The sequence below is a fragment of the Rhizobium sp. CNPSo 3670 genome (assembly GCF_057784555.1).
The window spans coordinates 38816-52445 of sequence record NZ_JBXSOL010000003.1 but is presented as its reverse complement, the minus strand read 5'-3'; the positions used below and the strand labels follow the sequence as shown (position 1 = coordinate 52445).

General features: G+C 62.1%; 12 protein-coding genes and 2 pseudogenes. 12 read left to right on the top strand and 2 right to left on the bottom strand.

Translation table 11 applies throughout. From position 1 onward, the window contains the following. Window position 1: 1 nt before the first annotated feature. The 7 genes and pseudogenes from AC13QO_RS03460 to rarD all read left to right on the top strand — a co-directional run. Window positions 2–385: pseudogene (locus AC13QO_RS03460) on the top strand (endonuclease domain-containing protein); the annotation flags it as partial. Between the two features lie 30 nt (window positions 386–415). Continuing rightward, on the top strand, window positions 416–892 hold the full coding sequence (locus AC13QO_RS03455) for a GFA family protein (protein WP_488540007.1): 477 nt from the start codon (window positions 416–418) through the stop codon (window positions 890–892). Beyond that, complete coding sequence (locus AC13QO_RS03450; RefSeq protein ID WP_285192744.1) at window positions 892–1383, top strand: GFA family protein; 492 nt, start codon at window positions 892–894, stop codon at window positions 1381–1383. The genes AC13QO_RS03455 and AC13QO_RS03450 overlap by 1 nt, the downstream gene beginning before the upstream one ends. After that, a complete protein-coding gene (locus AC13QO_RS03445) occupies window positions 1373–1849 on the top strand; it encodes a GFA family protein (protein ID WP_285192743.1) in 477 nt (158 codons plus the stop codon). Before AC13QO_RS03450 ends, AC13QO_RS03445 begins: the two co-directional genes overlap by 11 nt. Continuing rightward, window positions 1846–2805, top strand: a complete 960-nt coding sequence (gene pip / locus AC13QO_RS03440) for a prolyl aminopeptidase (protein WP_285192742.1) — start codon at window positions 1846–1848, stop codon at window positions 2803–2805. The genes AC13QO_RS03445 and pip overlap by 4 nt, the downstream gene beginning before the upstream one ends. 165 nt (window positions 2806–2970) lie before the next feature. Further along, complete coding sequence (cimA, locus tag AC13QO_RS03435; RefSeq protein WP_183699614.1) at window positions 2971–4584, top strand: citramalate synthase; 1614 nt, start codon at window positions 2971–2973, stop codon at window positions 4582–4584. 138 nt (window positions 4585–4722) lie between these two features. After that, window positions 4723–5637, top strand: coding sequence for an EamA family transporter RarD (gene rarD, locus AC13QO_RS03430; RefSeq protein ID WP_488539924.1), 915 nt, complete (start codon window positions 4723–4725; stop codon window positions 5635–5637). A 13-nt stretch (window positions 5638–5650) separates the two neighbouring features. On the opposite strand, the gene AC13QO_RS03425 is transcribed toward rarD, so the two are convergent. Next, on the bottom strand, window positions 5651–6274 hold the full coding sequence (locus AC13QO_RS03425; RefSeq protein WP_097598502.1) for an LOG family protein: 624 nt from the start codon (window positions 6272–6274) through the stop codon (window positions 5651–5653). A gap of 154 nt (window positions 6275–6428) precedes the next feature. On the opposite strand from AC13QO_RS03425, the gene AC13QO_RS03420 reads away from it, so the two are divergent. The 5 genes from AC13QO_RS03420 (at window position 6429) to AC13QO_RS03400 (ending at window position 12726) form a co-directional block, all read left to right on the top strand. Continuing rightward, window positions 6429–8483 (top strand): LysM peptidoglycan-binding domain-containing protein, encoded by a 2055-nt coding sequence (locus AC13QO_RS03420; RefSeq protein ID WP_488539923.1) that lies wholly within the window; start codon window positions 6429–6431, stop codon window positions 8481–8483. A 209-nt stretch (window positions 8484–8692) separates the two neighbouring features. After that, window positions 8693–10570 carry an ABCB family ABC transporter ATP-binding protein/permease gene (locus tag AC13QO_RS03415; protein WP_488539922.1) on the top strand — a complete coding sequence of 626 codons (1878 nt, stop codon included), beginning with the start codon at window positions 8693–8695 and terminating at the stop codon, window positions 10568–10570. Between the two features lie 136 nt (window positions 10571–10706). Beyond that, on the top strand, window positions 10707–11405 hold the full coding sequence (locus AC13QO_RS03410) for a phosphatidylserine decarboxylase (RefSeq protein ID WP_285192736.1): 699 nt from the start codon (window positions 10707–10709) through the stop codon (window positions 11403–11405). Between the two features lie 51 nt (window positions 11406–11456). Further along, window positions 11457–12302, top strand: coding sequence for a CDP-diacylglycerol--serine O-phosphatidyltransferase (gene pssA / locus AC13QO_RS03405; protein WP_085777610.1), 846 nt, complete (start codon window positions 11457–11459; stop codon window positions 12300–12302). Window positions 12303–12579: 277 nt separating this feature from the next. Continuing rightward, entirely contained in the window at window positions 12580–12726 is a 147-nt protein-coding gene (locus AC13QO_RS03400) for a hypothetical protein (RefSeq protein ID WP_176536258.1), read from the top strand. A 140-nt stretch (window positions 12727–12866) separates the two neighbouring features. Here AC13QO_RS03400 and AC13QO_RS03395 read toward each other — a convergent pair. Then, a pseudogene (locus AC13QO_RS03395) lies at window positions 12867–13630 on the bottom strand (SOS response-associated peptidase).

The window sequence follows — 13630 nt, the reverse complement described above, 5'->3', positions numbered from 1 at the left end:
GATGAATTGGGTGGCAGAGGGGGGTGTAGCCCAGAGCGAGAGGCTAAATATGTCGCATACACCAGTTCCGCCGCAACGGCGGGCGAATGCCAAGCGTATGCGCAAGGCTATGACTGATGCCGAATTAAAGCTCTGGAACGAACTTCGCGCCCATCGCCTAATGGGTCTTGGCTTTCGCAGGCAGTTGCAGATTGCGGGCTACATCGTCGATTTCGCATGCCCCAGACATCGGCTTATCGTGGAGCTAGACGGCTCGCAGCATGCCATTGCCGAAAATGCCTTCTACGACGACATCAGGACTGAGCGCCTAAAGGCAGATGGCTGGACCGTCCTGCGCTTTTGGAACGACGATATTCTCCGGGATCTGGACAATGTATGCAGCCATATCATCCGCACCATCGGAAAGGACCTTGCCATGACCACCTACACGGGCGGGTGCCAATGCGGCGCGATCCGTTTCCGCGTCATCGGTGAACTCAAGGATTCATCGATCTGTCATTGCCGCATGTGCCAGAAAGCGTTCGGAGCCTATTATGCACCTCTGGTCTCGGTTCGCGGCGCCGATTTCGAATGGACGCGGGGGGAGCGCAAAAGGTTTCACTCGTCGAATTTCGTCGCGCGTGGTTTCTGCGGCGATTGCGGCACGCCACTGACCTATGAAGCCCCGGATGGGATGGCGATTGCGGCGGGCGCGTTCGATGATCCGTCGCAGCTGCCGCCAACCGTTCAGTGGGGTGTGGAAGGCAAGATCGGCTTCGTCGATCATCTGCACGAACTGCCGGGAGAACGGACCGAGGCGGATCTGACGGCGGGCTCCTTCCTGCACGAACTGATTTCCTATCAGCACCCCGACCACGACACGCCGGTCTGGCCGCCGGAGGATCGCACTTGATGGAAACGGCGAGACAGACCGGCGGATGCCAGTGCGGCGCGGTTCGTTATCGCGCGCTGGGCGAACTCGGTTATCCCCATATCTGCCACTGCCGCATGTGCCAGAAGGCGGCCGGCAACTATTTCCTGCCGCTTGCGGCGGCCAAGCGCGAGCATTTCGAACTGACGCGCGGCGATCCCAAGTGGTTCCGCTCCTCCGATCTCGTCCGGCGCGGCTTCTGCGGCGATTGCGGCACACCGCTGTTCTACGATATTCCCGAAGAGGATTTCATCAACATCGCGCTCGGCTCGCTTGATGATCCCGATGCGGTCAGGCCCGTTATGCAATCCAACACTGGCCGCAAGATGTCCTGGTTTCACGCACTCGACGGGTTGCCGGTCGAACCAGAGCCTGAAACCCCCGACCGCGAGGATGCGATTGCGGCAAGCAATCATCAGCACCCGGATCGCGACACGTCTCATTGGCCACTCGGAGAAACACATGACGGATAAGATCAGAACAGGCGGATGCCAATGCGGCGCCGTGCGCTTCCGCATATCGGGCCAGTTGGGACGGCCCTCGATCTGCCATTGCCGCATGTGCCAGAAACAGTTCGGCGGCTTCTTCTCCGCACTCGTCACAACACCGGAGGAAGGGATGGAATGGACGCGCGGCGAACCGAGCTACTTTCAATCCTCGGTCAATATCGACCGCGGCTTCTGCAGCAATTGCGGCACGCCGATGACCTATCGCCATCCAGGCGGGCTGGAGCTTGCGATCGGCACCTTCGACGACCGCAGCGATCTCGCGCCGCAGATCCAGGTGAATTATGACGCCCGGCTGCCATGGGTCGAGACGATCTTCGATGCGCCCGCGCACAAGGACCCGGATTTCTATGCCCGACAGGAGGCGATCATCTCCTTTCAGCATCCCGACCACGACACCCAGGCCTGGCCCGCAAAAGGCGTGAAAATATGACCGAGATCCTGCGCACGCTCTATCCCGAAATCGAAGCCTATGCCTCCGGCCATCTCGATGTCGGCGACGGCCATGTGATCTACTGGGAACGCTCGGGAACGCCCGGCGCCAAACCCGCCGTCTTCCTGCATGGCGGCCCGGGCGGCGGCTTCTCGCCCGCCCACCGCCGGCTTTTCGATCCCGCTCTCTACGATGTCATACTGTTCGACCAACGCGGCTGCGGCAAGTCGACGCCGCATGCCGAACTGAATGCCAACACCACCTGGCATCTCGTCGCCGATATCGAGCGCCTGCGCGAAATGGCCGGCGTCGAGAAATGGCAGGTGTTCGGCGGCTCCTGGGGCTCGACGCTGGCGCTCGCCTATGCCGAGACCCACCCCGAGCGCGTGTCCGAGCTCATCCTGCGCGGGATCTACACGCTGACCAAAGCGGAGCTCGATTGGTACTACCAGTTCGGCGTGTCGGAAATGTTCCCCGACAAGTGGGAGCGTTTCGTCGCTCCCATTCCCTCGGACGAGCGGCATGAGATGATGCATGCCTATCATCGCCGTCTGACTCACGAGGACAGGAACGTGCGCCTTCAGGCCGCGCAGGCCTGGAGCATCTGGGAAGGTGAAACGATCACGCTGCTGCCGGAGCCTTCCACCAGCGGCAAATTCGAAGAGCCGGAATTCGCCTATGCCTTCGCCCGCATTGAGAACCATTTCTTCGTCAATGCCGGCTGGATGGACGAAGGACAACTGATCCGCGATGCCGGCAGGCTCAGGGATATCCCGGGCGTGATCGTGCATGGGCGCTACGACATGCCCTGCCCTGCCAAATATGCCTGGCTGCTGCACAAGGCCTGGCCGAAGGCGGAGTTCCAGCTGATCGAAGGTGCGGGCCATGCCTATTCGGAGCCGGGAATTCTCGATCGGCTGATTCGGGCGACGGATCGGTTTGCAGGCAAGATATGATCTAGTGCCGTGCAGCCCCCTCACCCTAGCCCTCTCCCCGCGGGGAGAGGGGACAAGGCGCGCAAGGCAGCTATCCTTCTCCCCTGGGGGAGAGGGTGCCCGAAGGGCGGATGAGGGGGCTTCCGCACAACAGAAAACAACACCCGCCCGTCGGGAGGAAACGACATGAAAGAACGCATCTATCTCTTCGACACGACGCTCCGGGACGGGCAGCAGACGCCCGGGATCGACTTTTCCGTCGAGGACAAGATTGCGATCGCCGCCATGCTCGATGAGTTCGGCCTCGATTACGTCGAAGGCGGATATCCCGGCGCCAACCCGACGGACACCGCCTTCTTCAGCGAGAAGCGCACCCGTCAGGCAACCTTCGTCGCCTTCGGCATGACGAAGCGGGCAGGCGTTTCGGTCTCGAACGATCCCGGCATCGCCGGGCTGCTGCAGGCCAAAAGCGACGCCATCTGTTTCGTCGCCAAGAGCTGGGACTATCATGTCGCCGTGGCGCTCGGCTGCACCAACGAGGAAAACCTCGAATCCATCGCCGAAAGCGTCAAGGCGGCGGTCGGCGCAGGCAAGGAGGCGATCGTCGACTGCGAACATTTCTTCGACGGCTTCAAGGCCAATCCGGCCTACGCGATCGCCTGCGCGAAAACGGCCTATGAAAGCGGTGCCCGCTGGGTCGTGCTCTGCGACACCAATGGAGGGACGCAGCCGCCGGAGGTGCGCGCCATTGTCGAGGCGGTGATCGCGGCCGGCGTGCCCGGCCGCTGTCTCGGCATTCACGCTCACAACGATACCGGCCAGGCCGTTGCTAATTCGCTTGCTGCCGTTGAAGCCGGCGTCCGGCAGATCCAGGGCACCTTGAACGGCATCGGCGAGCGCTGCGGCAACGCGAATCTGGTGACGCTGATCCCGACCCTGGCGCTGAAGAGCGCCTACAACACCCGTTTCGAAACGGCGATCGACGAGGAGAGGCTGCTCAACCTCACCCGGCTCTCGCACGCCTTCGATGAGCTCCTCAACCGCTCGCCGGATCACCAGATGCCTTATGTCGGCGCCTCTGCCTTCGCCACCAAGGCCGGCATTCATGCTTCCGCTCTGCTGAAAGATCCTCGCACCTACGAACACGTGCCGCCGGAAAGCGTGGGCAATTTCCGCAAGGTCATGGTCTCGGACCAGGGCGGCAAGGCGAACTTCATCAATGCGCTGAAGCGGCGCGGCATTATCGTCGCCAAGGACGATCCGAAGCTCGATCTCCTGATCTCGATCGTCAAGGATCGTGAATCGATCGGCTATGCCTATGAGGGCGCGGATGCGAGCTTCGAACTTTTGGCGCACCGCACGCTCGGCACGATCCCGGAATTTTTCACCATCGAAGGCTTCCGCGTGATGATCGAGCGCCGCTTCGACAGTCTTGGCCGTGTGAAGATCGTCTCGGAGGCGGTGGTCAAGATCACCATCGATGGCCAGACGCTGATGTCGGTCGCCGACGCCGAGGGTCCGGTCAACGCGCTCGACCTGGCGCTACGCAAGGACTTCGGAAAGTACCAGCACGAGATCGACGATCTGGTGCTCGCGGATTTCAAGGTGCGCATCCTCAATGGCGGCACGGCGGCAATCACCCGCGTGCTGATCGAATCCACCGACAGCGACGGTGTGCGCTGGTGGACGGTCGGCGTCTCCGAGAACATCATCGACGCTTCGTTCCAGGCGCTGATGGATTCCGTCATCTACAAGCTGATGAAGAACCGGCAGCTGGCGGGGAAGATCGCGGCGGAATAAGTCTCTGCCGCCGGGCTTCGTCTACCGCTCGGGTTTTCGCTTCAAATCCTCTCAGCCTTCATTCAACGAAATGAATTGGCCTATTCACGGCGCTTAAGCTAGGCCGGATCAGAAGAAGAACAAAGATGGAAACACCCGATGTCGACCGATGCAACCGTTCCACTGGCCAAGAACGAAGATAGTCCGCGCGGTTTCGCTTTCGCACTGACCGCCTATCTGCTCTGGGGCTTCCTGCCCTTCTACATGAAGGCGGTGGCACATATTCCGCCGGCCGAAGTCATTGCCCACCGCATCGTCTGGTCGCTGCCGCTGGCCGGCATCGTGTTGGTCGTGCTCGGACGCACGGCGGACATCCGCGCAGCGTTGCGCTCGCCGCGCATGCTGGCGATGGGGACGCTGACGGCGTCGCTGATCACCGTCAACTGGGGCACCTATGTCTGGGCGATCGGCGCCGGCCATGCGCTTGATGCAGCACTTGGCTATTTCATCAATCCGCTGTTCAGCATTTTTCTCGGCGCGGTGCTGCTCAAGGAGAAGCTGCAGCCGCTGCAGATCGCGGCGATCGCGCTTGCGGCACTTGCCGTCGCCATTCTCGCATTCGACAACGGCGGCATTCCATGGGTGGCGCTGACGCTGGCAGTCAGCTGGGGGTTCTATGCCCTGCTGCGCAAGACGCTGCCGCTCGGGCCTAATCAGGGCTTCTTCCTCGAGGTTCTGATCCTCAGCGGACCGGCCCTCGTCTACTTCCTCTATCTCGAATACGGCAGCGGCCTGGGCCATTTCTACCGCACCGGTCTTGCCGATACGACGCTGCTGCTCGGCTGCGGTGTCGTCACCGCCGTGCCGCTGATGATCTATGCCAACGGCGCCAAGCTCCTGAAGCTCTCGACGATCGGCATCATGCAGTATATCGCGCCGACGATGATCTTCCTGATCGCCGTCTTCGCCTTTCGCGAGCCGCTCGGCACGGCGCGGATGATCGCCTTCCCGCTGATCTGGGCGGGGCTGTTCCTCTATAGCTGGTCGATGCTGAAGGGAAGCCGCGGGCGCTAAACGCGCCCGCCGCCTACATCTTCGAAATTACCTCGTCCTCGCCGTCGCGATCGGCGGCAAGCTGGGCTGCCTGGGCCATGATCGCCGGAATGATGCCGGCGACATCGTCGACAACGAGCGGCTGCACCCGGTGGGCGGTGTGCAGGAAGCCTTCGTCGGTCATATGACGCATCAGCTCCATCATCGGATCCCAAAAGCCGTTGATATTGGCAAAAACCATCGGCTTTTCATGACGGCCGAGCTGCGCCCAGGTCATGATCTCGACGATCTCCTCCAGCGTGCCGATGCCGCCGGGCAGCGCGACGAAGGCATCGGAACGCTCGAACATCGTATGTTTGCGCGCGTGCATGTCAGGGGTTACAATAAGTTCGTTGAGCTGACCGAGCGAATGGCGAGTCGCTTCCATATCGATCAGGAATTCCGGGATGATGCCCGTGACCTGACCGCCGCCTGAAAGCACTCCGCTCGCAACCGCGCCCATGATGCCTTTGGTACCTCCGCCATAGACGAGGCGCAGGCCGTATTCGGCGATCTCTCTTCCGAGAGCCCGCCCGGCCGCCATGTGGGAAGGATCGCGTCCCGGCCTTGAGCCGCAGTAAACGCAGATGGATCGAATCGATACAGATTGTTCGGTCATAGGGCAAAACAACTATTCCATTTCAATGCAGTCAAGAAAATTGACTGAAAAGCAGCCTGCCGAGCTTGCGAAATTGCGTTGAATGCTTGTGAAAAGCATCGGAAATCGCTAGCAATTTCGGTTACTACGGCAAATTGCCGCCTTGGGAGACATAATGATGAAGAACCGTGCCGGCTTGCTGGCCCTTGCAGTGCTCGTAATCGCAATCCTACTGATGGTATTCTTCGTCATGCCGCGCATCGGCAGCGATGCATCCAAAGTCGGCGACGCCATCAACCAGGCGGGCACGGAGCTCAAGAACACGGTTAACGAAGCGGCAAAGACATCACGCTCTGCCGTGGCCGACTCGACTGGGGTCGCCGATCAGGTCAGACGCCTCTCGGCCGATGCCGGCGTGGCGCTCGGCGAGCTGAAGGCGCTGTTTGCCGACGGCAAAGGCCCGGCCATTGATGTCTTCACCGCCGCCAAGACCAAGGCCGTCAATGCGCTCACCGCACTTGTCGGCTTCACCGTTCCCGAGGGCATCGATCCCGCAACACAAGCCATTGCCGCCAAGGCCAAGGAAGGCGGCGCCAAGGCGCTCGCCATCGTGCAGTCGCTGCCGGAAAATATGGCGGATGCGCCTGCCGCGATTTCCAGGGCCGAAGCTGCGCTGACCGGTGCGCCCGAACCAGCCTCTGCCGCGACCCCGGCGGCCGCAAATACCGGCCCGAAACTTCCGGCCTTCGACGTCCTGCGTGTCGAGCCTGATGGATCGACCGTCATCGCCGGCTCCGCCGAGCCGAACGGCAAGCTCGAAGTGCTCGACGGCGAAAAGGTGGTGACGACGGCCAACGTCGGTCCGAGCGGCGATTTCGCGGCCGTCCTCGACGATCCGCTTCCGGCCGGCGACCACCAGCTCGTGCTCAAGGTAACGGACAAGGATGGCAAGACCGCGCTTTCCGAAGAAGTCGCCACCGTTTCCGTGCCGAAGGACGGCAATGCCGCCAATCTGCTCGCCATGGTCTCCAAGCCCGGCGCGGCGAGCCGCATCATCACTGCGCCGACAGGGGACACCGAAGTCGCCGACGCCTCCAATCCGTTGGCGCCGGCTGCGGACAAGCCGGCAACTGGCGGGACCGCTGCAGCCGACGCGCCTGCCGCAACAGTAGCGCCAACCGGTGAGCTGGCGCTGCAGACGCCTGGTCTGCCCGACGCCTCCGCCACCGGCACAGATGCGACACCGGCCGTTCCAGGTGCTGGCGAAACCCACGAGGCCACCGCGCCCGATGTGATGGTCAACGCCGTCGAGATCGAGGGCAACAAGATCTTCATTGCCGGCACGGCGCGCGCCAACGCCAAGGTCCTCGGCTATGCCGACGACAGCCTTGTCGGCCAGGACACGGCCGGTCCTGACGGCCATTTCGTCATCGATGGCGTCGCGGCGCTTTCGGTCGGCGATCATAAGATTCGCGTCGACGTCGTCGATCCCGCGGGCAAGGTGATCGTGCGGGCCGCAGTGAACTTCAATCGCCCGGCGGGCGACCAGGTGCGGGTTGCCGCTCAAGCCGGCCCCGCCGATGCAAATGGTGCTGCCTCGATGGTGCCGCTCCACGAGGGTGAACTCGGCAAGCTCAAGGCCGAAGCCGGCAAGGCGTTCGGGCTCTTGAAGGGGCTGTTTGCCGATGGCCAGCTGCCCGGCGCCGAACAGCTGGCGGCGGCGCGCTCAGCAACGGAATTCGCGCTGCGCTCTGTCGCAGACTTCCGCCCGGCGGCGGATGCGTCCGACAGCTTCAAGCAAGCCTCAGGCGCCTCCTCGCAGACCGCCGCCAAGGCGCTGAAACTGCTGCAGGATCTGCCGAAGGACGCAAAATCGGTCGGCGCCGGGCTGGACGGGCTGGGTGCAATCATCGGTGAATTGACCGACACGCCCGCACCGGCCGCGCCCGCCGCAAACGATGTTGTGAGCAATCAGCCGAAGACGATCGAGCAGGCACCGCTGACGGCAAACAATGCGGCGGTCATCATCCGCCGCGGCGATACGTTGTGGCAGATCTCCCGCCGGACCTATGGGCTCGGCGTGCGTTATACGACGATCTACATCGCCAACGAGGACAAGATCATCGACCCGGATCGTATCCGTCCCGGGCAGATTTTCGGCCTGCCGAAGGACGCGCTGCCGAACGCCGAGGAGCTGCACCGCAAGCGGCTCTCCAAGCAGCACCTCTGAAAGGCCGCTCCTTAAGCGCAACGCGAGTTGATGAAGCCGGGCAGGAGAAACGCCCGGCCTCACTTTTCCCGGCCGCCGCACGTGTTGTATTCCTCGGCCCGACGCCCTATCTGCCGGTGGCGGTTTGGGATTCAGGTAAGCGCTTCAGGTGCGCCCCTGCCCCCGCCTTGCCGGACATCGAAGAAAATCATCCGGACTGGAGACACGGCATGGCAAACGGCAAGACAGTCTCGGAATCCCACCTGCTGCGGACGCTTTTCAACCTCTGGCCCTATATGTGGCCGGCCGGGCGAACCGACCTCAAGATGCGGGTCGTCTGGGCGTCGGTCTATCTGCTGATTTCCAAGTTCGTCCTGCTGCTCGTCCCCTATTTCTTCAAATGGTCCACCGATGCGCTGAACGGCAGGATGGACCTTGCCGGCACGGTACCGCCGCTGCTTGCCGGCGCCGTAGCCCTTGTCATTGCCTATAACGTCACCCGGTTGATCCAGCTCGGCCTCAACCAGTTGCGCGACGCGCTCTTTGCCAGCGTCGGGCAACATGCGGTGCGCCAGCTCGCCTACAAGACCTTCGTGCACATGCACGAGCTGTCGCTGCGCTTCCATCTGGAGCGAAAGACCGGCGGCCTGTCACGCATCATCGAGCGCGGCACCAAGGGCATCGAGACGATCGTGCGCTTCACGATCCTCAATTCCGTTCCAACCGTGATCGAATTCCTGCTGACGGCGGTTATCTTCTGGTGGGGCTACGGCTTTTCCTATCTTGCGGTCACCGCCTTCACCGTCTGGGCCTATATCTGGTTCACGATCCGTGCATCTGACTGGCGCATCGCCATCCGCCGCTCGATGAACGACAGCGACACCGACGCCAACACCAAGGCGATCGACTCTCTCCTCAATTTCGAAACCGTCAAATATTTTGGCAATGAGGAAATGGAGGCCAAACGCTTCGACAAGTCGATGGAGCGCTACGAGAAAGCGGCGACCGATGTCTGGACCTCGCTCGGCTGGCTGAACTTCGGCCAGGGCGTCATTTTCGGCATCGGCACGACCATCATGCTGGTGCTGTCGGCGCTGGCGGTGCAACGCGGCGATCAGACGGTCGGCGATTTCGTCTTCGTCAATTCGATGCTGCTGCAGCTTTCCGTGCCGCTCAATTTCATCGGTTTCGTCTACCGGGAAATCCGGCAGGGTCTGACCGATATCGAGCAGATGTTCGATTTGCTCGAGGTGAAGGCCGAGGTCAAGGACGCCCCCGACGCTGCCGAGCTTCGAATCCGCCAGGGCGCGATCTCCTTCAAGGATGTGCACTTCGCTTACGATCCGGCCCGTCCGATCCTGAAAGGCATTTCTTTCGATGTGCCGGCCGGCAAGACAGTCGCCGTCGTCGGGCCGTCGGGCGCCGGCAAATCGACGCTGTCGCGCCTGCTCTATCGTTTCTACGATATCCAGAGCGGCGCGATCACCATCGACGGCGAGGATATCCGCACGGTGACGCAGAAAAGCCTGCGATCGGCGATCGGCATGGTGCCGCAGGATACCGTGCTGTTCAACGACACGGTCGCCTACAATATCCGCTACGGCCGCACATCGGCGAGCGATGGCGAGGTGTTTGCAGCGGCCGAGGTGGCGCAGATCGCCCATTTCATCGAGGCGCTGCCCGAAGGCTTCGAGACCAAGGTCGGCGAGCGCGGGCTCAAGCTTTCCGGCGGCGAGAAACAGCGTGTGGCGATCGCCCGCACCATCCTCAAGGCGCCGCCGATCCTGATCCTCGACGAGGCAACTTCGGCGCTCGACACCACCACGGAACGAGAAATCCAGACAGCCCTCGACGTGGTTTCGAAGAATAGGACGACCTTGGTCATCGCCCATCGGCTTTCGACCGTCATCGGCGCCGACGAGATCATCGTGCTCAAAAGCGGTGAGATCGCCGAGCGCGGCACGCACGCCGCCCTCCTCGAAAGGAACGGCCTCTATGCCTCGATGTGGAACCGCCAGCGCGAGGCGACACAGGCGGAGGAGCATCTGAAGCAGGTGCGCGAAAGCGACGAAATGGGCGTCATCGCGCGGCTTGCCCCGGCAAGCTGAAGCGAACACCGATAGCGGCGCCGGCTTTTATTGTTCAGAACTGCGGCGGCGGAACCGAGGCCAGGGCCGGAGCATTGCTCAGGAGCTGGTTTTTCGCTAACCAGCAAAAAATGACAACGCAAGGAGACCGGCAGCCATGAGCCTGTTCAACACGGTTCGCAATACGATCGTGCCTGTGCACAAGGAGGGTTACCCCTTCGTCGCCGCCTTCTTCGTCGCATCTCTGGTGCTGGGCTGGATCTTCAAGCCGCTCTTCTGGATCGGCATGATCTTTACGCTCTGGTGCGCCTATTTCTTCCGTGATCCCGAGCGGGTGACCCCGCAGGACGACGATCTCGTGATCTCTCCCGCCGACGGCAAGGTCTCGGCGATCCAGATGGTTACCCCGCCTGCAGAGCTCGACCTCGGCTCCGAGCCGATGCTGCGCATCTCGGTCTTCATGAACGTCTTCAACTGCCATGTGAACCGGGCGCCGATGCGCGGGCGTATCGTCAGCATCAACTACCGCTCCGGCAGCTTCGTCAATGCCGAGCTCGACAAGGCGAGCGAGGACAACGAGCGCAACGGGCTGGTGATCGAAACCCGGCACGGCCAGATCGGCGTCGTGCAGATCGCCGGCCTCGTGGCGCGGCGTATCCTTTGCTGGGCAAACACCAACGAGCCGCTGGACGCCGGCGAACGTTTCGGGCTGATCCGTTTCGGCTCGCGGCTCGACGTGTTCCTGCCCGCCGGTGCGGCGCCACGCGTCTCGCTCGGCCAGACGGCGATTGCCGGGGAAACCGTGATTGCCGAATTCGCCGCGGCCAAGGGTCCGGTGATCAGCCGCCGAAGCTAAAGCGCTGCCGCGCCTTTGCCGGAATTGCTCAAGGAACGATTGGAACGCGACATGGAAACACCCTTTCCGCCTTTCGAGCCAAACGGGCCGGATGATTCCGCCCGCGGTCCGCGCCTGCGAGAGATTCCGCTTCGCCTCGTCTTTCCGAACCTCATCACCATTCTGGCGATCTGCGCCGGGTTGACGGGCATCCGGCTCGCTTTCGAGAACCGTTACGAGCTCGCCGTCGCGATGGTGCTCCTCGCCGCCTTCCTCGACGGCATCGACGGGCGCGTGGCGCGGCTGATGAAGGCGACCTCGAAATTCGGCGCGCAGATGGATTCGCTTGCCGATATCGTCAATTTCGGCGTCGCGCCCGCGCTCGTCGTTTACGTTTTTGCTCTTGATCAGGCTCGTTCGCTCGGCTGGATTGCCGCCTTGATCTATGCGATTGCCGCCGGGCTTCGCCTTGCCCGCTTCAATGTCATGGCCGAGCGCGAAAACAAGGCGAGCTGGCAATCGGAATATTTCGTCGGAGTGCCCGCGCCGGCCGGCGCCATGCTGGTGCTGCTGCCAGTCTATCTTGGCTTCCTCGGTTTGGCGACGGACCGCACCTTCGCCTATCTCTCGTCGATCTATACCGTCGCCATCGCCTTCCTGCTGATCAGCCGGCTGCCGGTCTGGTCGGGCAAATCGGAAGGCAACCGCTTGCGGCGCGATCTGGTGCTGCCGATGATGCTCGGCGTCGTGCTCTATGTGGCTCTGCTGATGAGCTACACTTGGGAGGTGATGGTCTTTACCGTTGCCGCCTATCTCATATCGCTCCCCTTCGGCGCACGCAGATGGCGGCGGAAATATGGGACCCTGACGATCGAGGAACCCGGCGTCGGCGACGACGATATTGGCCGGCACATCTGACCTCCGCGCGCTTCCGAATTCTCCCGCATCACCGAAATGCTTCTCTCCCATGTTGTGGCCCCGGATATACGCTGCGCGTTGCCCGGGGAAAACCGCTTTGCGGTTTTTTGGAACCGCTCCCTTCAGTAAGTATTAACCAACGTAGGCTTCAGTTAAGCCTCGCGAATTATGGTGGCCGTTCACAAATCCTGATAGGCGACGCCGCCGTTTTGTCGCTATTTCTGACCAAATAGCAAAATACAAAATACTCAGGGAAGCAACACGCAAGGAGAGTATCGTGACTTCGAAGAAGAGCAGTGCCGGCGAACAACAGGCGGCCAAGCCAGACCTCGCCGCCAACTATCGCCCGGTCGGCTTGAAGGCCGTTGCCGCGGCATCATTGATGACAAAGAACAAGCCGGACGGCGTCAAGAAATCCGCTTGAGGTGCCGAGCTTCGAACGGCACATCCGCGCTTCACGTTTTGCGGCATGCCGTCATCCCAAGACTGCGGCATGCTTGGTGATGTGCCCCCTGCATTGCGGGTAAGCCGAGCAGGCCGCGATGCCGGAAGCGCTACGCCGTTTTAGAAAAAACTCAGCTGGCCGTGATCCGGCCTTTGTTTCGCAGGCGCCTCAGGCGGTCTTTCGACGACAACCTGCTCCTGCAGGTCCGCCCCATATTGGCAACCTTGTTGACCTTGTCGGAAACCGGGATAGCCTCGAAGAAATCGCCCTGAGCAGGCTGCATCAGGTCGACCACCTCGCGCGGTTCCTGCGCCTTGCAATCGAGCCAGCGCGAGAAGTCCTCCGGTTTGATGACGACTGGCATGCGATCGTGGATCGCGGAGATGCCCGCATTGGCTGACGTTGTCAGGATCGCACCGGTATCGACCTCCGAGCCATCGGCCGAGGACCATGTCTCCATCAGCCCGGCAAAGGCGACGACCCCGCCCCGGCGCGGCCTGATCCAATAGGCCTGCGGCTTGCCGCCGCTCTCCTTGGAGGGGCGATGCCATTCGTAAAAACCTGAGGCCGGAATAAGCACGCGGCGATGACGCATCGCCGCTCGAAACGAGGCCTTGCCGATCGCGGTCTCGGCGCGCGCGTTGATCAGCAGCGGGAAATCCCTCGGGTCCTTGACCCAACCCGGCGTGAAGCCCCATCGCACGAGGACGGCGCGACGATCGGGCAGATTGCTGCCCCGCTCCCGGCCCTCGCCTGCCATGACCACGAGGATCGGCTGCGTCGGGGCGATGTTGTAACGCGCCGGGAAGTCCTCGAGATCGAGACCGGAGAAGAAGTCGCGCAGGTCGGCGCTGGAACTTGTCAGGGCGAAACGTCCACACAT